Annotated in this window: 24 protein-coding genes; 13 read left to right on the forward strand and 11 right to left on the reverse strand. The window is 72.1% G+C overall.

Going from position 1 to position 23,170, the window contains the following annotated elements:
* Window positions 1-84: 84 nt before the first annotated feature.
* On the reverse strand, window positions 85-1,242 hold the full coding sequence (gene proB, locus AB0O48_RS07965; RefSeq protein ID WP_357570887.1) for a glutamate 5-kinase: 1,158 nt from the start codon (window positions 1,240-1,242) through the stop codon (window positions 85-87).
* Window positions 1,243-1,255: 13 nt separating this feature from the next.
* Here proB and AB0O48_RS07970 point away from each other — a divergent pair, with 13 nt between their 5' ends.
* The gene (locus AB0O48_RS07970; RefSeq protein ID WP_357253672.1) at window positions 1,256-1,570 is read left to right on the forward strand and encodes an MGMT family protein; all 315 of its coding nucleotides are present in this window, start codon (window positions 1,256-1,258) and stop codon (window positions 1,568-1,570) included.
* Between the two features lie 46 nt (window positions 1,571-1,616).
* On the opposite strand, the gene AB0O48_RS07975 is transcribed toward AB0O48_RS07970, so the two are convergent.
* Complete coding sequence (locus AB0O48_RS07975) at window positions 1,617-2,837, reverse strand: hypothetical protein (protein ID WP_357253669.1); 1,221 nt, start codon at window positions 2,835-2,837, stop codon at window positions 1,617-1,619.
* On the reverse strand, window positions 2,830-3,393 hold the full coding sequence (locus AB0O48_RS07980; RefSeq protein WP_357253667.1) for a SigE family RNA polymerase sigma factor: 564 nt from the start codon (window positions 3,391-3,393) through the stop codon (window positions 2,830-2,832). The genes AB0O48_RS07975 and AB0O48_RS07980 overlap by 8 nt, the downstream gene beginning before the upstream one ends.
* Window positions 3,394-3,575: 182 nt before the next feature.
* Between AB0O48_RS07980 and AB0O48_RS07985 the strand changes: the two genes are divergently transcribed.
* Window positions 3,576-4,967, forward strand: a complete 1,392-nt coding sequence (locus AB0O48_RS07985; protein ID WP_357253665.1) for an MFS transporter — start codon at window positions 3,576-3,578, stop codon at window positions 4,965-4,967.
* Between the two features lie 27 nt (window positions 4,968-4,994).
* On the forward strand, window positions 4,995-6,476 hold the full coding sequence (locus AB0O48_RS07990) for an aminotransferase class V-fold PLP-dependent enzyme (RefSeq protein WP_365063959.1): 1,482 nt from the start codon (window positions 4,995-4,997) through the stop codon (window positions 6,474-6,476).
* A gap of 150 nt (window positions 6,477-6,626) precedes the next feature.
* Here AB0O48_RS07990 and AB0O48_RS07995 read toward each other — a convergent pair whose 3' ends face one another.
* The 4 genes from AB0O48_RS07995 to AB0O48_RS08010 all read right to left on the reverse strand — a co-directional run bounded on the left by AB0O48_RS07995 (window position 6,627) and on the right by AB0O48_RS08010 (window position 10,423).
* Complete coding sequence (locus AB0O48_RS07995; protein ID WP_357253662.1) at window positions 6,627-7,820, reverse strand: hypothetical protein; 1,194 nt, start codon at window positions 7,818-7,820, stop codon at window positions 6,627-6,629.
* Window positions 7,813-8,379, reverse strand: coding sequence for a SigE family RNA polymerase sigma factor (locus tag AB0O48_RS08000; RefSeq protein ID WP_357570889.1), 567 nt, complete (start codon window positions 8,377-8,379; stop codon window positions 7,813-7,815). Before AB0O48_RS08000 ends, AB0O48_RS07995 begins: the two co-directional genes overlap by 8 nt.
* Window positions 8,380-8,691: 312 nt before the next feature.
* Window positions 8,692-9,894 (reverse strand): hypothetical protein, encoded by a 1,203-nt coding sequence (locus AB0O48_RS08005; protein ID WP_365063964.1) that lies wholly within the window; start codon window positions 9,892-9,894, stop codon window positions 8,692-8,694.
* Window positions 9,887-10,423, reverse strand: coding sequence for a SigE family RNA polymerase sigma factor (locus AB0O48_RS08010; RefSeq protein WP_365063967.1), 537 nt, complete (start codon window positions 10,421-10,423; stop codon window positions 9,887-9,889). Before AB0O48_RS08010 ends, AB0O48_RS08005 begins: the two co-directional genes overlap by 8 nt.
* 260 nt (window positions 10,424-10,683) lie before the next feature.
* Between AB0O48_RS08010 and AB0O48_RS08015 the strand changes: the two genes are divergently transcribed.
* On the forward strand, window positions 10,684-10,863 hold the full coding sequence (locus tag AB0O48_RS08015; protein WP_365063969.1) for a hypothetical protein: 180 nt from the start codon (window positions 10,684-10,686) through the stop codon (window positions 10,861-10,863).
* 194 nt (window positions 10,864-11,057) lie between these two features.
* Window positions 11,058-11,639, forward strand: coding sequence for an NADH-quinone oxidoreductase subunit B family protein (locus AB0O48_RS08020; RefSeq protein WP_357253651.1), 582 nt, complete (start codon window positions 11,058-11,060; stop codon window positions 11,637-11,639).
* 53 nt (window positions 11,640-11,692) lie between these two features.
* Here the strand turns inward: AB0O48_RS08020 and AB0O48_RS08025 are convergent, their stop codons facing one another.
* On the reverse strand, window positions 11,693-12,625 hold the full coding sequence (locus tag AB0O48_RS08025; RefSeq protein ID WP_365063972.1) for a hypothetical protein: 933 nt from the start codon (window positions 12,623-12,625) through the stop codon (window positions 11,693-11,695).
* A gap of 222 nt (window positions 12,626-12,847) precedes the next feature.
* On the opposite strand from AB0O48_RS08025, the gene AB0O48_RS08030 reads away from it, so the two are divergent.
* Window positions 12,848-14,164, forward strand: coding sequence for a DUF2252 domain-containing protein (locus tag AB0O48_RS08030; protein WP_357253647.1), 1,317 nt, complete (start codon window positions 12,848-12,850; stop codon window positions 14,162-14,164).
* Between the two features lie 16 nt (window positions 14,165-14,180).
* Here AB0O48_RS08030 and AB0O48_RS08035 read toward each other — a convergent pair whose 3' ends face one another.
* Complete coding sequence (locus AB0O48_RS08035) at window positions 14,181-15,227, reverse strand: glucose 1-dehydrogenase (RefSeq protein ID WP_357570893.1); 1,047 nt, start codon at window positions 15,225-15,227, stop codon at window positions 14,181-14,183.
* Window positions 15,228-15,332: 105 nt separating this feature from the next.
* On the opposite strand from AB0O48_RS08035, the gene AB0O48_RS08040 reads away from it, so the two are divergent.
* Both AB0O48_RS08040 and AB0O48_RS08045 read left to right on the forward strand, forming a co-directional pair.
* The gene (locus AB0O48_RS08040; RefSeq protein WP_357253643.1) at window positions 15,333-16,139 is read left to right on the forward strand and encodes an NADH-quinone oxidoreductase subunit C; all 807 of its coding nucleotides are present in this window, start codon (window positions 15,333-15,335) and stop codon (window positions 16,137-16,139) included.
* Window positions 16,139-17,101 carry a complex I subunit 1 family protein gene (locus AB0O48_RS08045; protein WP_357253641.1) on the forward strand — a complete coding sequence of 321 codons (963 nt, stop codon included), beginning with the start codon at window positions 16,139-16,141 and terminating at the stop codon, window positions 17,099-17,101. Before AB0O48_RS08040 ends, AB0O48_RS08045 begins: the two co-directional genes overlap by 1 nt.
* A 224-nt stretch (window positions 17,102-17,325) precedes the next feature.
* On the opposite strand, the gene AB0O48_RS08050 is transcribed toward AB0O48_RS08045, so the two are convergent.
* Entirely contained in the window at window positions 17,326-18,345 is a 1,020-nt protein-coding gene (locus AB0O48_RS08050; RefSeq protein WP_357570894.1) for a glutathione S-transferase C-terminal domain-containing protein, read from the reverse strand.
* Window positions 18,346-18,461: 116 nt separating this feature from the next.
* On the opposite strand from AB0O48_RS08050, the gene AB0O48_RS08055 reads away from it, so the two are divergent.
* The gene (locus tag AB0O48_RS08055) at window positions 18,462-18,890 is read left to right on the forward strand and encodes an ester cyclase (RefSeq protein WP_357253637.1); all 429 of its coding nucleotides are present in this window, start codon (window positions 18,462-18,464) and stop codon (window positions 18,888-18,890) included.
* Here AB0O48_RS08055 and AB0O48_RS08060 read toward each other — a convergent pair.
* Complete coding sequence (locus tag AB0O48_RS08060) at window positions 18,871-19,446, reverse strand: Uma2 family endonuclease (protein ID WP_365063980.1); 576 nt, start codon at window positions 19,444-19,446, stop codon at window positions 18,871-18,873. The genes AB0O48_RS08055 and AB0O48_RS08060 overlap by 20 nt on opposite strands.
* A 90-nt stretch (window positions 19,447-19,536) precedes the next feature.
* Between AB0O48_RS08060 and AB0O48_RS08065 the strand changes: the two genes are divergently transcribed.
* From AB0O48_RS08065 to AB0O48_RS08080, 4 genes are read left to right on the forward strand one after another with little or no spacing between them, the layout of a single operon-like run.
* The gene (locus AB0O48_RS08065) at window positions 19,537-20,151 is read left to right on the forward strand and encodes an NADH-quinone oxidoreductase subunit I (protein ID WP_357253633.1); all 615 of its coding nucleotides are present in this window, start codon (window positions 19,537-19,539) and stop codon (window positions 20,149-20,151) included.
* Between the two features lie 25 nt (window positions 20,152-20,176).
* The gene (locus AB0O48_RS08070) at window positions 20,177-20,737 is read left to right on the forward strand and encodes an NADH-quinone oxidoreductase subunit J (RefSeq protein WP_365063984.1); all 561 of its coding nucleotides are present in this window, start codon (window positions 20,177-20,179) and stop codon (window positions 20,735-20,737) included.
* On the forward strand, window positions 20,734-21,096 hold the full coding sequence (gene nuoK, locus AB0O48_RS08075) for an NADH-quinone oxidoreductase subunit NuoK (RefSeq protein WP_357253629.1): 363 nt from the start codon (window positions 20,734-20,736) through the stop codon (window positions 21,094-21,096). Before AB0O48_RS08070 ends, nuoK begins: the two co-directional genes overlap by 4 nt.
* Window positions 21,093-23,024: an NADH-quinone oxidoreductase subunit L gene (locus AB0O48_RS08080; protein ID WP_365063988.1), complete on the forward strand. Its 1,932-nt coding sequence runs from the start codon at window positions 21,093-21,095 to the stop codon at window positions 23,022-23,024. Before nuoK ends, AB0O48_RS08080 begins: the two co-directional genes overlap by 4 nt.
* The last annotated feature ends 146 nt before the right edge of the window (window positions 23,025-23,170 follow it).

The raw sequence follows: 23,170 nt of genomic DNA on the forward strand, positions 1-23,170 counted from the left end.
CTCCGCTGCGCTCCGTGCCGCCATGAGGCAACACAGCCCTGAATTGATGATTCGCTCGCTGACGCTCACTCATGCCAGCTCTCCCTAGAGCAGGACGAGGTCGTCACGGTGGACGACCTCTCGTTCGTACGCCGGACCCAGCGCCGCGGCGAGTTCGGACGTGGAGCGGCCGAGCAGCCCCGGCAGCTCCACCGCGTCGTAGTTGACCAACCCACGGGCGACCGACGCGCCGGCGGTGTCGACCAGGTCCACCGGGTCGCCTGCGGTGAAGGTGCCGTCCACGGCGGTGATGCCGGCGGGGAGCAGCGACTTGCGTCGCCCGACGACGGCGGCCACCGCGCCCGGGTCGAGGTGCAGCCGCCCCCGGGGTGACGTGGCGTGGGCCAGCCAGAACAGTCGGGCTGTCGGGCGTTGCCGCTGCGGGTGGAACAGGGTGCCGACCGGTTCGCCGGCCAGCGCCTGCGTGGCCAGGTCGGCGGCGGTGAGCACCACCGGGATGCCGAAGCCGGTGGCGATCCGGGCGGCCTCGACCTTTGTCACCATGCCGCCGGTGCCGACACCGGACCGGCCGGCCCCGCCGATGGTGATCCCGGCGAGGTCCGCGTCGCCGTGGACCTCGGTGATCCGGGTCGACTGCGGCTTGGTGGGGTCGCCGGTCCAGAGTGCGTCGACGTCGGAGAGGAGGACCAGCAGGTCGGCGTGCACCAGCGCGGCGACCAGAGCGGCCAGTCGGTCGTTGTCGCCGAACCGGATCTCCTGGGTGGCCACCGTGTCGTTCTCGTTGACGATCGGCACCGCCCCCAGGTCCAGCAGCTTGCGCAGCGTCCGGTACGCGTTGCGGTAGTGCGCCCGCCGGGTCACGTCGTCGACGGTGAGCAGCACCTGCCCGACCGTGCGGCCGTGCCGGGCGAAGCTGGTCGCGTACCGGCCGATCAGGAGGCCCTGCCCGACGCTGGCGGCGGCCTGCTGGGTGGCCAGGTCACGCGGGCGTCGGGGCAGCCCGAGCGGGGCGAGGCCGGCGGCGATCGCGCCGGAGGAGACCAGCACCACCTCGCGGCCCTCGCTGGTCAGCCGGCCGAGGGTGTCGACGAGCGTGTCGACGCGCTCGTCGGCCAGCCCGCCGGTCGCGGTGGTCAACGAGGACGATCCGATCTTGACGACGACCCGCCGGGCCGCCGTGACTGCGTCGCGCACGCGACCATTCTGCGTGGTCACGGCGGCACCGCCCGGCGGCGTTCCCATATGGTGGCGGATTGTGACTCCTGACGAGTACGTCGAGGCGGTGCTCGACCTGGTCGAGCGGATCCCGGAGGGTCGGGTGATGTCCTACGGCGCGGTGGCCGACGCGCTCGCCGAGCGCTCGGGTCGCGCCTCGGCGCGGCTGGTGGGCAACATCATGGCCCGCCACGGCGGCTCGGTGCCCTGGCACCGGGTGGTGACCTCCGCTGGCCGGCTGCCGCCGGGGCACGAGCGGGAGGCGCGGTCCCGGCTGCGCGCCGAGGGGGCGCCGCTGCGCGGCGAGGGCGTGGACATCGCGGCGGCCGGATGGTCGCCGGAGGAGAGGCCGTGACCACCGACGGCACGTGATCGGCGAGCCCGGTGGGCGTGGTCGCTGTTCAGAACCGGATGGGGGACGGCATCGTGTTGTCGTCTGGTTTGCGGTCGGGCCACGTGCGGTCCTGGGTGTCGCCGTGCAGGATGAGGAAGCTCCGGGTGGAGGCGTCGGCACCCGGCTGGCCAGGTATCAGTTGGACGAAGGTGTAGCGGCGCGACTTACCAGCCGGTACGCCGGGTAGCAGACACCCGGGTTCATCCGAGTCCGACAGCCTTACCGGTTTGCACCGGGCCCAGTCTCCGCCCGCCCGTTCCCCACGTTCGATCTTGTGAAACGCGACCTGCGGCGCGTCGACCGGGCCGGCGTTGGTGACCGTGAAGACCAGGGTGAGTTCGCGTCGGGTGTCCGTACCGGGGACCTCGGCCAACTCGTGGGTCATGCTCACCCTCAGGTCGGTGAGCCGGGGATCGGGGCCGAATGTCGTGGGGCCGTCGGTCTGCTCGAACCGCTGCCCCTCCCATCGGTACGTCCGCACCTGCTCCCGGCGGAGATAGTCGGGGATCTCGCAACACGGCACGATGTCGGCCACCGTCACCTGGACCGAACCGGTCGGGGTGATCTCCGCCGCGAGGATGTCCGTGAACTCGTCGTCGGTCCGGACCACTCGGCCCACCGTCACGATCCGCTCGTCGGAGTTCCGCTCGAAGGCCACCACCTGCTTGGCCGACGCTTCGCCGTACCGGCAGGCGACGATGGCGATGGTCTCGTCGGCCCCGTCGCCATCGATGTCGCCGTACTCGAATTCGTTGTCGGCCAACTCCGACACGTACGTCTTCTTCGTGTTGGTCTTCAGCCGCACGTTGGAGGTGGTGCAGCCGCCCTCCATCTCACTCGGCTGCCAGTTCGGCAGGTCGACAGGTGTGGCGAGCAGTTGCGCACGGCTTATTCGCCCGGCCGGGCCGGTCGGGGCGGTGGGCGTCGGCGTCTGGGTCTGCGTCGGTGACCCGGTCGGCGTGGGCGTCGGCGGCGCCGACGTGGACGGGGTCGGCGGTGGGACGGACTCCACCGGCACCGGCGTAGTCCGGTCGGCGTGCAGCGCGGCGTTGATGACGACGGGGGTCACCCCCAGGACGACCGCCGCCGCGGCGGCGGCGGCCGTCATCCGTCGGCGGCGGCGCAGGCGCTGGCGGGCCTTGTCGGGACCGGGGCCGGCGACCCGGCTGATCACGTCATCGCGGTACGCGCCGAGCCGCCCGCGCAGCAGCGGGTCGAGGTCAGACATCACGTACCCCCTCGGTGTTCTCGTCGAGCAGCGCGGCCAGGGCGGTCCGGCCGCGGTGCAACCACGACTTGACGGTGCCCTCGGCCACCCCCTCCTGCGCGGCGATCTGGCTGACCGACAGGTCGGCCAGATAGTGCAGGATGACCGCGCGGCGATGGTTGGGCGGCAGTTGCGCGAGCGCCGCGTCGATGGCGACCCGGTCGGGTGTCGGCCCGGCCACCTCGGCCTCGGTGCGCCGTTGTCGCAGCAGGTGGTCCCGGGCGGTACGCAGGCGTCGCCAGCGGCTGTGTGCCAGGTTCCAGGCGACCTTGCGGACCCAGGCCACCGGGTCGTCGTAGCGGACCAGGCGGTCCCAGCGGGCCAGCGCTCGGTAGAACGCCTCCTGGGCCAGGTCCTGGGCGTGGCCCAGATCCCCCGTGTACGCCGACAGTTGGGCGGTCACGCTGCCGAAGTGCGCGTGGTAGAAGTCGTCGAAGGTGATCGTGGTCTCGACCGCCGAACCGTCCGTCCGTACCGCCGGTGGCTGATTGGCGCGGGAGCCCATCGTTGACGTCACTGTCCCTCCCCCGTGACCGCCAGGCTGATCTGCCCTCGGCGGTGGTAACACTCCAGAACTGCGGACGCGGTTGCGGCTTCGCTGCCGGCAACCTGACTTGTTAGATGCCGGCGACGGGCCGGCAGTTCATGACCGCAGGAGGGGATGTGTCCGCCACCGCAACGTGAGTAATATTCGGCCCCATGAAAACGCCGCCGGGCGCCGGCTCGCTGCCTCGACGGGTGCACGCCGGCTATGCGCTCGGCTCCCTGGCCACCGGTGCGTTCGGCACCGTGCCCGGTCTGCTGCTGCTGCCGTACCTGACCGACACGCTCGGTGTGGCCGCCGGGCTGGCCGCTCTGCTGGTGCTGCTGCCGAAGGCGTGGGACGTGCTGGTCAACCCGGTCGCCGGTCGGATCTCCGACCGCACCCGGTCGCCCTGGGGCGCCCGCCGGCCGTACCTGCTCGTCGGTGGCCTCGCGCTCGCCGTGCTGTTCGCGTCGATCTTCGCCGCGCCGTTCGGCAACGGCTCGGCCGCCGCCGCGTACGTGGCGTTCGCCTTCCTGCTCACCGCCACCGCGTTCGCCTTCTTCCAGGTGCCGTACGTGGCGATGCCGGCGGAGCTGACCGACGACTACGCCGAGCGCACCAGGTTGATGACCTGGCGGATCGCCGTGCTGGCGCTGGCCATCCTGGTCTCCGGCGCGATCGCTCCGCTGGTGGTGACCGCCGGCGGGGACGGTGTGGCCGGGCACCGGTGGATGGGCCTGTTCGTGGCGGTGCTGATCGCCCTCGGTGCCCTCGGCGCGTTCTTCGGCACCCGGTCCGCGCCGACCGGCGCGGTGGGCGGCAGCGAGCCCACGCTGCGCGCCCAGCTCGCCGTGGCCGGGGCCAACCGCCCGTTCCGGGCGCTGCTGATCTGCTTCGTGGTGCAGTCCGCCGGGGTGGCGACGATCCTGGCCGGGGTCAACTACTTCGCGGCGCAGATCCTGCGCGACGAGCAGAGCGGGCCAACCCTGCTCTTCGTCTGCTTCGTCGGGCCGGCGCTGTTGGTGATGCCACTCTGGACCCGGGTCGGTGCCCGGCTCGGCAAGCGGACCGCCCTGGTCGTCGGCTCGCTGATCCTCGCCGCCGGGGCGCTGGCCCTGGTCGCCGCGCCGGTGCTGCCGCCGGTCGCGGTCTACCTGATGGTCGCGGTCATCGGTGTGGGGTACGCCGGACAGCAGGTCTTCGCGTTGGCGATGCTGCCGGACTGCATCGCGTACGACACGGCGCGCACCGGCCGACGGCAGGCGGGTGTCTTCACCGGCCTGTGGACCGCCGGGGAGACCTTCGGCCTGGCGCTCGGCCCGGGCATCTACGGGCTGGTGCTCCAGCTCGGCGGCTACGTCTCCTCCGACACCGGCTCGGCGGCGGCCCAGTCCGACACGGCCAGACTGGGCGTGCTGCTCGGCTTCACGATCATCCCGGCCCTGCTGGTGGCTCCGCCCGTCCTCCTCCTGCGCCGCTACACCCTGACCCCCGCCGCGCTAGCCGCAGCCACCCGCGCCGGACGGGTCGATCATGGAGTTGTGGTGGGGGACGAAAGCCGTTGACCGTCACGAGAAGGGCACCATGACTCCATGATCGACGAGAGTAGGGCCTTGCCTCCCGGGATTGCCGCTGACGTCGTGCTCGCCGAGGTGCGCCAGTTGCGCGCCGGCGACCGGCCGACCCACGGGGGGCAACTGTTCGCGTACGTCTACGACCCGGCGGTGCCGGGGCTGGACGAGCTGGCTGCCGCCGCGCACCGCGAGAGCGCACACGTCAACGGGCTGGACCCAACCGCCTTCCCCTCGCTGCTGGCCATGGAGAACGCCCTGGTCGGCGCCGCTGGCCGGGTGCTCGGCGCCGGCCCGGGCACCACCGCCCCGGACGTCGTCGGCAGCGTCACCAGCGGCGGCACCGAGTCGCTGATCCTCGCCGTCAAGACGGCCCGGGACGCGCACCCGGAGATCGACGCGCCCCGGATCGTGGTGCCGTCGACCGCGCACGCCGCGTTCGCCAAGGCGGCGCACTACCTGCGGGTGGCGCTGGACGTCGTGCCGGTGTCCCCGGACACGCTGCGTCCCGATCCGAGCGCGATGGCCGCCGCGATCCGCCCGGAGACGGTGCTTGTCGCCTGCTCCGCGCCGTCGTACGCGCACGGCGTGGTGGACCCGGTCGCCGAGATCGCCGCCGCGGCGGCCGCCGCCGGGGTGCGCTGCCACGTGGACGCCTGCTTCGGCGGCTGGACCCTGCCCTACCTGCGCCGCCTCGGCGAGCCGGTGCCGGCGTTCGACTTCGCGGTCCCCGGGGTCACCAGCATCTCGGTGGACCTGCACAAGTACGCGTACGCGCCGAAGGGCGTGTCGGTGCTGCTGCACCGCGACGCCCGACTGCGTGCCCCGCAGTACTTCGCGTACGCGGACTGGCCCGGCTACACGATGATCAACCCGGTGATCGCGTCCACCCGTTCCGGCGGGCCGATCGCCGCCGCGTACGCCACGCTGCGGCACCTCGGCGACGACGGCTACCTGCGGCTGGCCGAAGCCACCCGGGACGCGGTCGCCGGCCTGGCCGACGCGGTCCGGGCGGTCGACGGGCTGCGGCTGATGGCCGAACCCGAGTCCACGGTGGTCTGCTTCACCGCCACCGAGGGTGGCCCCGACCTGTTCGTGCTCGTCGACGAGCTGACCGCGCGCGGCTGGCACACCCAACCCCAACTGTCGTACGCCGGGCTCCCGGCCAGCGTGCACCTCACGGTGACCGCCTCGGTGGCGCCCCGGGTGGCCGAGTTCGGGCCGGACCTGGTCGCCGCGGTGGCCGCCGCGCGCGCGGCCGGTCCGGTGGCCCTCCCGCCCGAGCTGGTGGCGTTGGCGACGTCGCTGACGCCGGACGCGCTCACCCCCGAACTGGTCGCCGGGCTCGCCGGCGGGCTCGGGCTGGGTGGTGGCGACGCGCCGACGGACCGGATGGCGGTGGTGAACACGCTGCTGGACGCCGCCCCGCCGGCGCTGCGGGAGCGGCTGCTCGTCGAGTTCGTCGGGCTGCTGCAACGTCCCAGCTGGGGTTCGGACGACTGAACGGCGGTGACCCACCCCCTGCGGGTGGGGCACCGAACGCCCAGTTGTTCAGAGACCCCGGGCAGTTGCACCCGGTTGTCCTTCTCGGTGAGGTCGGGCCGCAGTCCGGTCCCGGCCGGATGACCGGCCGGGACCGCACGCCGCTGTCGATCAGCGGTAGTAGTGGGTGAAGGTGGCGAGGTTGTCGTCCCGTTCGCGTTCCAGCAGCGCGGTCCCGTCGGCGCCGCTGCCGAAGAGTTCGATGGTCGCCTTGCCCGAGGCCAACGGTGTGCCCTGTGCACGCTTCAGTCCGAGGGTGAGCCGGATGTCCGCGTGCGGTGCCAGCCGGCCCAGGGTGCACCGGTACGGCACCCGCGCGTCGGCCATGTTCTCGCGACACCGGTTCCAGCCATCCCCGACCGGCCGTAACTGCCACGGCAGGTCGAACGACAGCACCGCCTCGGCCACCTCGCCCGCGCTGGCATTGCGTACCCGGACCTCGATCGTGCCCGCGAAGCTGTCGCCGGGCTCCCGGGCGAGAGCCAGGTTCGACGAGCTGACCGACAGGTCGGCGGCGTGCGGGTTGGGACCGAAGCCGGAGGGCCCCTCGGTCTGCCGGAACCGGCTCCCGTCCCACTGGTACCCGCGCCACTGGCGCTGCGACTGCTCGAGAGGCCAACCGGGCCCCGGCGCCCGGTCGGCCATCGCCACCCGGGTTACGCCGTCGGCCCGCACCTCGAGCCCGATCAGCCATTCCGGAGTCGGGTCGGCGGTGGCGGCCACCCGGCCCAGTGTGACGATCCGGCCGGCCGTGTCCCGATCGAAGGCGACCACCTGCGCCGGCCCTCGGGAGCCGAGCAGGCAGCGCACCAGGACGACGGTCTCCGTCGCCCCGTCGCGATCCACGTCTCCGTAGCCCATCTCGACCAGCAGATTGGGGTCATCGCTCACCGGGTCGCCGCTGAGCCGGATCCCACGAGACGCACACGCCTTACCGTCCGGGCGGTCAGGCAGGCCGCCCCAGGCGGGCAGGTCGACGTTGGCGGCGAGCAGCTCGGTCCGCTCGATTCTGCCGTCCGGCACCGGCGGTGCGGAGGAGACCGACGGCGACGGCGAGGGCGACGGGGAATCGGACGGTGGCGCCGTCGCCGTTGGCGCCGGGTGCCGGCGGAGCCCCGCCTGACCGGCCACTGGCACGGCCACGGCCACCACCAGCGCCGCGGCCACCGCCACCGCCGCGCGCCGGCGCCTGCGGCGGACGGTACGGCGGACCGCAGTCGGGCCGCCCGGCGCGATCGTCGGGAGCATTGCCTGCCGGTACGCGGAGAACTCCGCGTCGAGTCGGGCGCTGTCGAACTCAGGCATGGTCGGTCACCTCGTTCTGGGGAGCCAACTGTGCCGCCAGCGCGGCTCGACCCCGGTGCAACCAGGTCTTGACCGTGCCCTCGGGCACGTCCTCCTGCTGGGCTATCTCGGTGACGGAGAGGTCCGCGAGGTGATGCAGCACCACGACGCGTCGGTGGTTCGGCGGCAGCGCCGCGAGCGCCCGCGTCAACACCACCCGGTCGGGGTTGGGGCCGGGCACCTGCTCCTCACGTTGACGCCGCAGGTAGGACTGGGCGGTCCGCAGCCGACGCCAGCGGCTGGTGGCCAGATTCCAGGCGACCCGCCGCACCCAGGCCACCGGGTCGTCATAGCGGGAAACCTTCCCCCACCGCGCGAAGGCCCGGCAGAACGCCTCCTGGACCAGGTCCTGCGCCTGGCTGAAGTCGCCGAAGTAGGCAGCGAGCTGAATGGTCAGCGAGCGGAAGTGGGCATGGTAGAGCTGGTCGAAGTCGACGGCGTCGGCCGAAGCCCTGCCGGCCAGCCGGATCACTTCCTCTGGTGGAGGCTTGCCAAGCCTCGATTCGACGCTCACCGTCACCTGATCCTCCCCGTCTCCTGTCACCCACCCTCGGGGTCCGGGGGCGACGTCGCTCACACGCCGGGAAGCGCACTCGGGTTTCGGCGTCTTCCGAGAAGTTCGGTGAACATTTGATGACCTGGCCGACTGCTCCCACCGCCAGCCCGCGGACGTCGACTGTGATTCGCTGTCCGCTGCTGGACGCCGCCCCGCCGGCCTTGCGCGAGCGCCTACTCGTCGAGTTCGTCGGCCTGCTGCAACGTCCCACCTGGTGACACCGCACGGTCCGGTCCGCACGTCGGACGACGGCGGATCGGACCGTGCCGGACCGGCTCAACGGTAGGTGATTTCGACTGTGTTGTCCGGTTCGTAGACCTCCTCCACGACGTCGAAGTTCGCGTCCATCGGCCGCACGTTCACGTCTGCCTTGCCCGTACCGACCGTGGTGCCCGCCGCGACCCGGAACCCCAGCGTCAGCAGAACGTCCTTGCCGCCGTCGAGCCCGTCGAGGTCGCAGGTCACCGGCTCCCGGGTCGTCTCCGCGTCGTTGCGGCAGTCCGCCCAGCCAAGGCGATCCGGGCGGACCGCCGCCGGCAGGCCGAGCCGCAGGGCCATGTGGGCGGCCAGTCCGGTCGTGTTGCGGATGCGCACGGTCACCGTGCCGACCCGAGAGCCGTCCGGCGCGTCGGCCAGCACCAGGTCCGTGGCGCTGACGACAAGGTTGACGTCGTGCCGGTTCGGGCCGAAGCTCGTCGGCCCGGACACCTGGGCGAAGGCATCACCCTTCCAGCGGTAGCCCCGCCACTGCCGTTGTGACCACTCGCCGTTCCAGCCGCCCCCGGGCGCGATGTCACCGACCTGTACGCGGACCGTGCCGTCGTCCACCACGTCGAGCGCGAACAGCCACTGCGGCTTGTCGATGGTGGTGGCGACCACCCGGCCGAGCGTGACCACCTTCCCTTCCTCGTCCCGGTCGAAGGCGACCACCTGCATCGGCCCCTTGGTGCCCAGCACGCACTGCACGAGCGCCACGGTCTCCACCGCGCCGTCCCCGTCGACGTCGCCGTGGTCGAGCGCCACGAGCCAGTTGACGCCCTCCCGATCGTCCGCGGAGATCCGCGTCTGCGACGTCGGGCAGCCCCGTCCGGGCCGCCACGCCGGCAGGGTCACCGATGCGGCCAGCAACTGTGCCCGGCTGATCCGGCCGTCCGGCACGGGCGTCGTCGGGCTGGCGCTTGTCGCGGAAGGGCTGGGAGTCGAGCTGGCCGAGGTGCTCGGCGTGGGCGACGCCGAGACGCTGCGCGTCGGCTCGACCGGACCCGGGCGATGGTCCGGCCCGTTCATCGCCGCGTACCCGAGGGCCGACCCGCCGAACAGCGTGAGCGCCGTGCCAGCGGTGGTCGCCACCCGACGCCGGCCGCGCCCTCGTACCGTCCGCCGAACGGCGGCCGGGCCGGGCACCTCGACCTCGTCCAGGACGGTACGGCGGTAGCGGGTGAACTCTTCGGCCAGGCCGAGGGCCTCCTGCTCAGACATCCCGCACCTCCTCGTTGCTGTCGCGTAGCTGGGTGGCGAGTGTGGCCCGGCCCCGGTGCAGCCAGGACTTGACCGTCCCCTCGGCGACCTGTTCCTGGGCGGCGATCTCCGCGACCGTCAGGTCGGCGAGGTAGTGCAGCACGACCGCCCGCCGCTGGTTCGGCGGTAACGTCGCCAACGCGGTGTCGAGGGCCACCCGGTCGGGGCTGGGCTCCGGGGCGTAGGTCTCCCGCTGCCGCAGCAGCCACGTCTGGGCGGTCCGCAGCCGCCGCCAGCGGTTGTGGCCGAGATTCCAGGCGACCTTGCGTACCCAGGCCAGGGGGTCCTCGTACCCGACGATCCGGTCCCAGCGAGCGTACGCCCGGCAGAACGCCTCCTGAACCAGGTCCTGCGCCTGCCCACGGTCACCCGTGTACGCGGTCAACTGCACCACCAGTCCCCGGAAGTGCGCGTGGTAGAAGTCGTCGAAGACCAGCTCGGCAGCCTTCGGCGCGGAGCTGCCCGGCGGGTCCGGTGGACGTCCGCCCACCCGTACTCCTCTTGTCACAAGCACTCGTCCTCCCCGTGGTGGCCGCAGGCGGCGTGGTTCGCCAGCACCGGTCACACACTCGGGCGCACCGGCGGGTTGCGGGCGTTTCTGTCGTGTCCAGGACGACGCATCGCATGACACAGATTCGTGAATCGAACATCAGTCATCAATATTTATATGTATGCCTATGAGTGGATTTCATAGCATTCGCCGCTTCCGTACGGTCAAGTCATCAAGCACCAACGAGACGGGGAGAGAAAATGACGATGCGGAAGATCCTGATCAGCGGAGTGACTGCGGCGGCCGGGCTCGCCCTCGGCCTGGGTGGCGCGGCGGCAGCCGTCACGGCGATCGGCCCCGGCCCGGGTGCTCCCGGGAAGATCGGTCCTGGTCCGGGCGTCGCGGAGTTGACCGCGCCCGGCTCCACGCTGGCAGCCTGAGCACTGCGTACCGGCCTGACGACTGTTGCGTAGCGGGCCCGGCCAGCACTGCTGGCCGGGCCTGACCGGCAGGCTGTCATGCTGGCTCCCCCTCCGGCCTTCCTCGTTGGCTGACGTGCGCGGCCCGGAGAAGCCACGAACGAGGCTCGGAGCTGCTGTGGTTGACTGTCCGGTGGGGGACGAAGGGGGCGGTCGTGCAGTTACCGGCAGTTCTGGGTGAGCCGATCCGGTTCGTGTTGAACTGGGGGCGCCGCTACTCGCTCTGGGTGTTCAACTTCGGTCTGGCCTGCTGCGCGATCGAGTTCATCGCCACCAGCATGGGTCGGCACGACTTCATCCGGCTCGGCGTGATCCCGTTCGCCCACGGCCCCCGCCAGGCCGACCTGATGGTGGTGTCCGGCACGGTGACCGACAAGATGGCTCCGGCTATCAAGCGGCTCTACGACCAGATGCCCGAGCCGAAGTACGTCATCTCGTTCGGCGCCTGCTCGAACTGCGGCGGCCCCTACTGGGACTCGTACTCGGTGACCAAGGGCGTCGACCAGCTCATCCCGGTCGACGTCTACGTGCCCGGCTGCCCACCCCGGCCGGAGGCGCTGCTGCACGGCATCCTGCGTCTGCAGGAGAAGATCGCCGCCGAGCAGTCCGGCCTCGGCGGTGTGCCGCAACGAGATCTGCTGGCCGCCCCGCTGGACGCCCCGCCCCGCGAGGCCGCCGCCCCGCGCTCCGTCGACTCCCTCACTGCCCCGCCGGTACGCCCACCCTCCGCGACCTGACGGCGGCCGCCCGCCAGCCGGGCGAGTCCGGGTGGCGGGCTGCCGCGCGCTCATCAGTTGTCGGCCGCGACGACGAGCGTGGTCTGGGCGGTGTTGTCGCTCGGGTCGGCGTCCGGCGTCTCGTACCAGTCGGCCGTCACTTCAAGGGTGATGACGTCCCGGGCGTCGGCCGGGTCGTTCGGCGGGCTGACGAGCAACCCGAAGCTGCGCACCTCGCCGGGCATCATCCGCTGCCCGGGCACCGGGGCGCGGTCCGAACCCACCGGGCCGTCCGAGGGCGCCGTGTACTGGATCAGCGACCCGGCCGGCAGCGGGCTGGCCTTGACGTGCAGCCCGAGGTGCGGCGCGTCCCCCCGGTACCGGACGGTCACCGGCACGTAGAGGTTGCCGCTGCCCTCCGGGTCGAGGGTCGCCGGGCCGACCGACTCGATGCCGGCGTCCGGCCGGGTGTCCTGCGCGTACGGCCGGGGGTGGGCCAGCGACCCGGTGGTGGAACGGAACCGGGCGCCGAACGCCTTGCGCGCCACCAGGTCGCCGTCGGCCGAGTAGACCTCGACCCAGCCACCGGCCATGCTCATCGGGTACGTACGCGGGTTGGTCAGCACCTGGAAGTCCACCACGTTCCGGATGCTCTCGCCCGGAGCCAACTCGGCCAGGTCGTCGGTCAGCGCGCAGTTGAACACCCGGCGGTTGTCCTCCACCCGCTGGTCGAAGCTGTCGCAGTTGCTGGTGCCCGGCTGGAAGGCGCCCGGCACCGGCTCGCGCAGCGTGTAGTAGAAGTACTGGGTCTCGCTGCCGGTGTTGGTGACGGTCAGGGGGACGCTGCCCCGGTAGCCCCGTTCGGTCGGGTCGAGGATGAGCTTGCCCACCGACAGCGTGCCGCCGGCGGTGTCGGCCGGTGCGGCGGCCACCGGGCCGGTGCTGGCGACCGACGTGGTCAGGCCGAGCAGTACCGCTGTGAACAGGGTCCCCGTCTTCTTGAGCATGAAAATGTGGTCCTCCCGTGATGGCAGCCGGAGCGCAACACGCCCGCTACCAGATAGACGTCAGCGAACCCACGGTTTGGTTGCCCCTGCACGACCGTCGATTCGCCTTGATCCAGAATCGGCGATGCGATACCCCGTCGCCCCTCGCCTCAATCCGTCGGCCGCAAGGGCAAAGCGGTCGTCCGACGTACGGGGTGGCCGGGCAGGGCTAGCCTGCGCAGCATGACCAGCTCAGTGGACCAGCGGTCCGCCCACATCGTCGACGTGCTCACCGAGGAGTTCGGCGCGTCCATGGCGATCGACCCGGCCGCCTTCCGCCGCAAGTTCCGCAAGATGGCCGCGTCCCCGTTCGCCTTCTACCGGGGCAGTGCCGCGCTGTTCTACGCCGACCAGCTCGGCGACTTCGCCGACGACCGGTTCCTCGACGAGCGAACCAGCCGGGTGTGGATCCACGGTGACCTGCACGCGGAGAACTTCGGCACCTACATGAACGCCTCCGGGCAACTCGTGTTCAACGTCAACGACTTCGACGAGGCGTACGTCGGGCCGTTCACCTGGGACCTGCGCCGGCTCGCGGCAAGCGTGGCGCTGCTCGGCTACGGCAAGGCGCTCTCCGACACGTCGATCGGCGACCTGGTCGCCGGCTTCGCCCGGTCGTACCTGACCGAGCTGCGGGCGATCGCCGCCGGCGGCGACGACGCGATCGGCTCGATCACCCTGGAGAACGCCGACGGGGTCCTGCGGCGGGTGCTCCAGCAGGCCCGGCTCAACACCCGCGTGGACCTGCTCGCCACACAGACCACCATCGACAACTACGAGCGGCGGTTCTCCATCGGAGACGGGGTGTTCGAGGTCGACGACGCCACCCGGGACCGGGTGCGCGCCGCCTTCCAGGACTACCTGGGCACCCTGCCGTCCGCCTCGACGCAGCTCCGGCCGGTGGCGGCGCGGATCAAGGACGTGGTGCTGCGCAAGGGGGTGGGCATCGGGTCGGCCGGGCTGCCGTCGTACAACCTGCTGTTGGAGGGGCACACCCAGGCCCTGGAGAACGACGTCGTCATCTACATGAAGCAGGCGCAGGTGCCGGCCGTGGCGCGGTACGTCACCGACGAGTCGGTCCGCGGCTACTTCCAGCACCAGGGGCACCGGACCGCCGAGTCCCAACGGGCGTTGCAGGCGCACGCCGACCCGTGGCTGGGCTTCACCGAGTTGGACGGGGCCGGCCAGCTCGTCGCCGAGGTCTCCCCGTACGCCGCGGACCTGGACTGGTCGGACGTGAACGAGCCGGAGGAGTTGACCGGGGTGCTCGTCGACCTCGGCCGGGCGGTGGCCCGGATGCACTCGGTCGCCGACGACGAGTCCAGTCACGACCTGGTGGACTATTCCACCGAGGAGGCGATCGTGGCCGCGGTGAACGCCGACGAGTCGGGCTTCGTCACCCACCTGGTGGACTTCGCCCACGCGTACGGGGTGCGTGCCCGGCAGGACCACCAGCTCTTCGTCGACCTGTTCCGCAACGGCCGGCTGCCGGGCATCTGATTTGGCGGGGCGTCGCTCAGGACGCGAACTCCAGCACCACCTTGATGTCGTCCGGCCCGGGGGTGTACGCGTCGAGGTACCGGTTCACCGGCACCCGACGGGTGATCAGCGACTCCAGCCAGACCTGGTCGGCGCGGGCCAGCGCCTGCGCGGCCATGTCCCAGTGCCGCCGGTTGGCGTTCACCGAGCCGAAGACCACGTTGTTCTCCAGCACCAGCTCCCGGTTGAGCGCACCGGCGTCGAAGTCGATGCTCCGGCCACCGCTGGACACCCCGGCCAGGCAGACGATCCCGGTGGGGGCCGCCTTGCACATGACGTCGAGGACCACGGTGGGAGCGCCGGTGCACTCGATCACCACGTCCGGCTCGAAGGGCAGGTCGTTGACCGACACCGTGTGGTAGGTGGCGCCGAGCCCGGCGACCAGCTCCGGCTTCGGCCCGTCGGTGTTCCGGTCCAGCACGTGGACGGTCAGCCCACGCTGGGTGCCGAGCAGGGCGGCCAGCAGCCCGATCGGCCCGGCCCCGGTCACCAGGACCGTCTGCGGCTGCCACTCGGCCCGGTGCCCGATCCGCTCGATGTGGTCCCAGGCCTTCGCCACCACACTTGTCGGCTCCAGCAGCACGCCCACCTGGGCCAGCGCCGGGTCGAGCGCGACCGCGAACCGCGGTTCGACCCGCCAGCGGTCCCGGGCGAAGCCGGCCAGTGCCTTGATGCCGTGTTCGGTGTACTGACCGTTCCGGCACATGTCCCACTCGCCGACCGCGCAGTTCGAGCAGGGCACCGGGTCGGGATACCGGACGATCCCAGCCACCAGGTCGCCGGGTTGCAGGGTGCCGCTGGAGTCCTCGATCACCCGGCCCAGTGACTCGTGCCCGATGACCAGGCGGTCGGCGCCCGGCGGCGCCTCGCCGTACTCCCCGGCGATGATCTCGTGGTCGGTGCCGCAGATCCCCACCGCCAGCGCCTCGACCAGGACAGAGCCCTCCTCGGCAGCCGGCTCCGGCTGATCCTCGACGAGGCTCAGCGAGTTGGCGACCCCGGGTTTCACAGTCACAGCGCGCACGACCTCATCTTTCCCCGCCGAGGGCCGCGCCGCTCCCGAAGCCGGCAGATCACCAGGCCTCGGCGGCGGCCAGGCGCGGACCCGACCGGCACTAGGATCAGCGACATGACTCCCGAAGCCCTCGGCGCTCGGCTGGTCGCGCTGCTCGCGCCGGTTGCGGCGACCCCGTCGGTCTCCGGCGGGCAACGGTTCGCCCGCGCCACCGTGGACGTCCCGCCGGACACTTGGCTCACCGCGGTCCGGGCCACGCGCGACGACGACACGTTGGCCTGTGACTTCTTCGACTGGCTCTCCGCGGTCGACGAGTTGGCCGACGGCTTCGACGTGGTGGCGCACCTCTGGTCGACGCGGCTGCGGCACGGTGTGCTGCTGCGTACCCGGCTGCCGCGCGACGCGCCCACCGTCGCCTCGGTGGTCGACGTCTACCCGGGCGCCGCCTGGCACGAGCGGGAGACACACGAGATGTTCGGCATCGACTTCGCCGGCCACGGGGACCTGCTGCCGCTGCTGCTGCCGCCGGAGTTCGAGGGCCATCCGCTGCGCAAGGAGTTCGTGCTCGCCTCCCGGGTGGCCAAGCCCTGGCCGGGCGCGAAGGAGCCGGGCGAGTCCGAGGCTGGTGGTGGACGTCGGCCGATCCGCCCGCCGGGCGTACCCGCGCCGGGCGAGTGGGGCACCACGCCCACCCCGGCCGGCGCCGGTGGCGTGGGAGAGGGACCGCGTGGCGGCACCCCGGCCCGCCCGGCCGGTGAGCGTCCGGCGCGGCCCGCGCCGGGGACCCGTCCGGCGCGTACTCCCCGGTCTGCCGCGCCCGCCGACGGCCCGGCCGCTGACGGGGCCGGCGCAGCCGACCAGCCGGTCGCGGACCCGCCGGCCCGCGACGGCCGCACCGACGACGACGGGGGTACGACCTGATGCCGCTCTGGGTGGAGCTGGTGCTGCGGGTGGGTGGCGTGCTCGTCGCGTTCCTCACCCTGCCGTTGCTTGTCGGCCAGGCCGAGCACAAGGTGATGGCGCACATGCAGGGCCGGCTCGGTCCGATGTACGCGGGTGGCTTCCACGGCTGGGCCCAGTTGGTCGCGGACGGGGTCAAGTTCGTGCAGAAGGAGGACGTGACCCCGCGCGACGCCGACCGGGCGGTGTTCCGGCTCGCCCCGGCGGTGGCCCTGGTGCCCTACCTGCTGGTGCTGCTGGTCATCCCGCTCGGCCCGAACGACCTGGTCGGGCAACCGTTGGACATCGGCCTGTTCTTCGTGCTGGCCGTGGTCGGTGTCGGCGTGGTGGCGGTGCTGATGTCGGCGTGGGCGTCGGCCAACAAGTACAGCCTGCTGGGCGGCCTGCGCGGAGCGGCCCAGCTGCTCGGCTACGAGCTGCCGCTGGTGCTGGCCGCCGCTTCGGTGGCGATGGCCGCGGGCACGCTCAGCCTGTCGGGCATCGTCGAGGCGTGGCAGCCGTGGTGGCTGCTCTGGCAGGCACCCGCGATGATCGTCTTCTTCGTCGCCGGGCTGGCCGAGATCCGTCGGCCGCCGTTCGACATGCCGGTGGCCGACTCGGAGCTGGTCTTCGGCTACATGACCGAATACACCGGTCTGCGTTTCGCGTTCTTCCTGCTCGCCGAGTACGTCGGCATCGTGGTGATCGCCGCGCTGACCACTGTGCTGTTCCTCGGTGGGTGGCAGGGTCCGTTCGCCGACGATCAGCTGGGCTGGCTCTGGACGCTGCTCAAGATCTTCGCGGTGTCCTTCGTGATCATCTGGCTGCGGGTGTCCTACCCCCGGCTACGTGAGGACCAGCTCCAGCGCCTCTGCTGGCTGGTCCTCGTGCCCGCCTCCCTGGCCCAGTTGGTCCTCACGGCAGCCGTCCGCGTAGCCCTGTAGAACCGAACCCCGCGCGACCGCGCAGCACGCGGCGAGAACGTCGCATGATCGCGCCTCGCGCGGCTCGCGCGCCGCATGATCGCGCTCGATCCTTGTTGTAGTGGCCTCGGTGGTCCGGGAGGCCACTGGATCCAGGATCGAGCGCGATCTTGCGCGCGGGCCGCCGTGCAGGCCGCACATCCCGCAGGTTGCGCCGCGGAGCGTCCGGTGCGGAGGTCGCGCGGTCAGCGCAGCGGGGTGTGGGCCGGGTCGACCGGCTCGGCCGGGGGTGGGGGCGGGGTGCCGTCGCCGAAGGGGCGGCCACCCAGGGCCTCCCGACCGTGTGGGGTGACCCAGTTGGACAGGTCGGGGCCGAGCGGCACGATCCCGGTCGGGTTGATGTCGCGGTGCACCTCGTAGTAGTGCCGCTTGATGTGGTCGAAGTCGATGGTGTCGCCGAAGCCGGGGGTCTGGAACAGGTCCCGCGCGTACGCCCACAGCACCGGCATCTCGCTCAGCTTCTGCCTGTTGCACTTGAAGTGGCCGTGATACACCGGGTCGAAGCGGACCAGCGTGGTGAACAGCCGCACGTCGGCCTCGGTGATGGTGTCGCCGACCAGGTAACGCTGGTCGGTCAGCCGCTCGGTCAGCCAGTCCAGCCGGTCGAAGAGCCGGTGGTACGCCTTGTCGTACGCCTCCTGGCTGCCGGCGAACCCGCACCGGTAGACGCCATTGTTGACGTCCCGGAAGACCACGTCGTTGACCTCGTCGATCTGCGCCCGCAGGTGCTCGGGGTAGAGCTGCGGGGCACCGTCGCGGTGGTACGCCCCCCACTGCGTGGACAGGTCGAGACTCATCTGCGCGTAGTCGTTGGTCACCACCTGCCCGGTCGGCACGTCGACGATCGCCGGGACGGTGATGCCGCGCTCGTAGCCGGGGAAGCGCTTGAAGTACGCCTCCTGGATGCGCTCGATGCCGAGCACCGGGTCCCGGCCGCCCGGGTCGAGGTCGAAGGTCCAGCTCCGGGCGTCGTGGGTCGGCCCGGCCACCGCCATCGAGATGGCGTCCTCCAGGCCGAGCAGCCGGCGCACGATGATCAGACGGTTGGCCCACGGGCAGGCCCGGCTGACCGCCAGCCGATAGCGGCCGGGCTCCACCGGGTACCCGTCGCGCCCGTCCTCGGTGATCCGAGTGGCGATGTACCGCTGGTCGCGGGTGAACTCAGCACCCGGCTCGACGTACTTCCCGCCTGTTTCCTCGCCCACGTCATCCTCCGGTTCGTCGCCGCCTCCGTTCCATCCTCGCGGATCTTCGGCCGCACCGTGCGGTGCGGCGCAACCTGGCCCGTTCCGGGGCCGGACGGCCCGGTTACCCTGCCGGGATGACGGATGTGGAGGCGGCGGCCCGGCGGTTCATCGCCGATGTGTGGAACGCGCGCCGGGAGGAGTCCGCGTACGAGTTGATCGCCGAGGAGTGCCCGGGGCTGGGCGGCACCGGGCCGGAGGCGACGCTGGCCTGGCACCGGGAGCGGCGGGCGGCCTTCCCGGACCTGCGCTACAAGATCGTGGACGTGGTGGCGGCCGGCGAGCGGGTGGCCGTGCACTGGCGGGCCGCCGGCACGCACGCCGGGCAGTTCGGGCCGGTGCCGCCGACCGGGCAGGTGGCCAGCTACTCCGGTGCGACGTTCCTGCGCTTCGACGCGGCGGGCCGGATCGTCGAGGTGTGGAGCTGCACCGAGTTGTTTCAGTTGCTGCAACAGCTCGGCGTCGAGATGCTCCCACCGACAGTCGTCAGCGGACCCGGGGCGTGATCCGGCTGATCGGCAGATTGATCGGAAAGGGCTCGCCGGTGTCGACGACCGTCGTCCACCGCCCGGTCTCGGTGTAGGCCTCGTTCGACGCGTCGATCCGGTAGGTCACGACCTCCAACGCGCCACGCTGCGTCTCGATCCGCCAGTAGAAGGGGATGCCGGCCTGGGCGTACAGCGCCGGCTTCACCAGCCGGTCGAGTGTCTCGGTGCCCTCGCCGACGACCTCGACGGCGAGCACGACGTCGCGCGGGGCGTACCAGTGCCGGTGATCTTCGTCGTCTGCGGCGTGGAGGATAACCCCGTCGGGCACGAACGTCCGTCTGTCGCTCAGCCGCACCTCCACGCCGTGGACGCCGTCGTACCCGTCTGGCGCCATGTCGTCGAGCGCCGCCATGAGACGTGCCGTGACCTGCTGGTGCGTGGTTCGCGGAGGCGGTGGAACAAGCAGAATGCCGTCGAGCAGTTCGCGGCGGCGATTGTCGTCTGGGATTCTGTCGAGATCGTCGGTGGTCCAGCCGCCCTCCGGAGTGCGAAACGTTTCCAGTTCGGTCGTCATCGATCCTCCGGCCGGTTTGCGCATCCCACGTCCACCCTAGGGTCGTCGACCTGTGGGTGGTGGTCGCGCGCGCCGGGGCCACAGGGCAGGATGGTCGACATGACCCACTCCAGCGAGCACGGCGACCCGGCCGGCGCCAGCGGCGCGCGCGGCCTGCCCGGCGCGGGCCTGGTGAAGGGGCTGGCGGTCACGCTCAAGACGATGACCAGCCGCTCGACCACCCAGCAGTACCCGGACGTGGCCCCCGACCTGCCGCCGCGCTCGCGTGGCGTGATCGCGCTGTCGGAGGAGAACTGCACGGTCTGCATGCTCTGTGCCCGGGAGTGTCCGGACTGGTGCATCTACATCGACTCGCACAAGGAGGAGGTGGTGGTGCCCGGCGCCGCCCGCCCCCGCCAGCGCAACGTGCTCGACAAGTTCGACATCGACTTCTCGCTCTGCATGTACTGCGGCATCTGCATCGAGGTCTGCCCGTTCGACGCGCTCTACTGGTCACCCGAGTTCGAGTACGCCGAGTACGACATCAAGGACCTGCTGCACGACAAGGAGCACCTCGGCCAGTGGATGGCCACCGTCCCCGCGCCACCCGCGCACGACCCGAACGGGGAGCCGGCCAAGGAGGAGACCGCGGCCGCCCGCAAGGCCGCCGCCGCGCGTCCGGCCCCATCGGTACGCCCCGACGCCGACCAGGACCCCGCGACGTGACCGCCCGAGCCGGAGAGGCCGCCCGGTGACCGGCGCGGACGTGCTGCTGCTCGCCCTCGGCGCGGTGGCGGTCGGCGCGGGCGTGCTGGTGGTCACCACGAAGCACCTGGTCCGGGCCGGGCTCTACCTGGTGGTGTGCCTGGGCGCGCTGGCCGGTGACTTCCTCGTGCTCAGCGCCGAGCTGGTGGCCTGGGTGCAGGTCCTGATCTACGTGGGCGCGGTGGTGGTCCTGCTGCTGTTCGCGGTGATGCTGACCCGGGCGCCGATCGGCGCGTCCGACGACCTGGATCGGCCCGGCTGGCCGGCCGCCCTGATCGGTGGCGGCGCCGGGCTGGGGCTGGCCGTCCTGCTCGTCGACGCGTACCGCTGGAGCACCGTCGCGCTGCCCGCCGCGGGCACCGCCGAGCGGCTGGGTGAGCAGATCTTCCAGTCCTGGGTGCTGCCGTTCGAGGTGCTCTCGGTGCTGCTGCTGTCCGCCCTGGTGGGCGCGATCGTGCTGTCCCGGCCGGACATCGGCCGAGCTGACCCGCAACGCGACGGCCGGACAGCCGACCTCATCGACAGCCTGCCCGGGGGGCGCCGGTGAGGCCGGTCATCCCGTACGTCACCGCCGCGCTGCTGTTCGGCCTCGGCGTCTACGGCGTGCTGCGCCGGCGCAACGCGGTGCTGGTGCTGATGTCTGTCGAGTTGATGCTCAACGCGGTCAACCTGATCCTGGTCACCGCGGACACCACCGCCCGCGCCGTGCTGCCGCACTCCGGGCAGGTCTTCGCGCTGTTCGTGATCGTCCTCGCCGCCGCCGAGATCGGGGTGGGGCTGGCGATCGTGCTCCAGCTCTACCGGCTGCGGGCCACCGTCGCCGTGGATGACGTGCCGCTGACCGAGCCGGCGCAGACCGTCGGTGGGCGCGAGCCGGCCGTCCTGGACACGGAGGGGGGCCGGTGACCGGGCTGCTCGGGGCGCTGCTGCCCGCCGTACCGCTGGTCGCCGGCCTGGCCGGTCTGCTGTTGCCGCCGGCCCCGCGCCACAACGACACGACAGGCGGCGGCCGGGCCCGACAGGCGGCCGTGGCGCTCGGCGTCACCGGGGCGGCCGGCGCGTTGGTGCTGGCCGTCGCGCTGCTGCTCACCGTCGACGGGCCGACGGAGACGTCGACCACCTGGGTCGACGTCGGCGGGCTGGCGGTGACGCTCGGCGTACGGCTGGATGGCGCCGCCGCGCTTGTCGCGGTGGCGGTCACCGTGGTCGCCCTGGCCGTGCAGGTCTACTCGATCGGCTACCTGAGGCGCGGTCCGCACGACGACGTCGACGTCGATCACCGCTACCCGCCGTACGCCGCGCAGATCAGCATCTTCACCGGCGCCATGCTGCTGGTGGTGGTCGCCGGTGACCTGATCATGCTGTTGGTCGGCTGGGAGGTGATGGGCCTCTGCTCGTACCTGCTCATCGCCCACGACCGCCGACTGGCCGGCGCCCCCGCCGCCGCCATGAAGGCGTTCCTGGTGACCCGGGTCGGTGACGTCGGGTTCCTGCTCGGCATCGCGTTGCTGGGTGTGTCGACGGGCAGTTTCCGGATCGCCGACGTGCTCGCCCACGACCACTCCAGCGCGACGTTGACCGCCGCGGGCCTGCTGCTGCTCGCCGGGGTGGCCGGCAAGAGCGCACAGTTCCCGCTGCACACCTGGCTGCCGGACGCGATGGCCGGCCCGACGCCGATCTCCGCGCTGATCCACGCCGCGACGATGGTCGCCGCCGGGGTGTACGCCGTGACCCGGCTCTACCCGCTGTTCACGGCCGCGCCGGTGACGCTGACGGTGCTGGGGGTGCTCGGCGCGATCACCCTGCTGCTCGGCGCGCTCGCCGCCACCGCTCAGGACGACATCAAGCGGGTGCTGGCCTGGTCGACGGTGTCCCAACTGGGCTACCTGACCGGCGCGCTGGCGGTCGGCTCGCCGGCGGCGGCGCTGTTCCACCTGCTCACCCACGCCGCGTTCAAGGCGTTGCTGTTCCTCGCCGCGGGCGCGGTGATCCACGCCGTGGGCACCACCCTGATGTCGGAGATGGGCGGGCTGCGGCGCAGCATGCCGGTCACGTTCTGGTGCACCGTGGTGGGCCTGGGCGCGCTGGCGGGGGTGCCGCCGCTGGCCGGCTTCTGGAGCAAGGACGGCGTCCTCACGGTGGCCGAGTCGGCCGCGCTGGAGGGCACCGGCCCGGCACCGTCGTGGGTGGGCTGGATCGTCTGGATCGCCGGGCTGGTCGGCGTCGCCGTCACCGCCTGGTACGCGGGCCGGCTGCTGCTGCGCGCCTTCTTCGGCGCGCCACGCCTGCCGCTGGTCCGGCCGCACGACCCACCCGCGTTGCTGCGCTGGCCGGTGCTGCTGCTGGCCGTGCCGGCCGCGCTGCTCGGTCTGGTGGGGTTCGTCGGGGCGTTCACCGATCGGCTCCGGTTCCCGACCGTCCCGGTGGCGGGCTCCGAGGACGGCCTGGTCCACGTCGGGCCGGAGGTGCTGCTTCCGCTCGCGTTCCTGCTGGTCGGGGCGGCGCTGGTCACCCTGGGGTGGCGTCGGAACCCGGCCGCCGACCCGGCGGCCGCGCTGGGTCCGCTGCGGCCGGTCTTCGCCCGCGCGTTCCGGCTCGACGACGTCCAGCACACCCTCGTCGTACGCCCGGTCCGCGCACTGGCCCGCGTCGCCCGCGCCGGTGACGAGGTGGTGGTGGACGGTGCCGTCGAGGGCAGCGGGCGAGCCGCGACCGGTCTGGGCGCGGGGCTGGCCGCGCTGCACCGGGCGGCGCTGCCCCGGGCCGCCGCCGGCGTGCTGGCCGGCGCGCTGCTGATCGGGCTGGCCGCCACCCTGATCGGAGTTGTCCAGTGAGCGCGAGGAGTGAGCCGGGTTTGCGAGCCCCGCAGTCGCGATCGAAGGCGGTCCAGTGAGCGCGAGGAGTGAGCCGGGTTTGCGAGCCCCGCAGTCGCGATCGAAGGCGGTCCAGTGAGCGCGAGGAGTGAGCCGGGTTTGCGAGC

It is taken from the genome of Micromonospora sp. NPDC085948, from assembly GCF_040686315.1.
In the GTDB taxonomy this organism is placed as follows: Bacteria; Actinomycetota; Actinomycetes; order Mycobacteriales; family Micromonosporaceae; genus Micromonospora.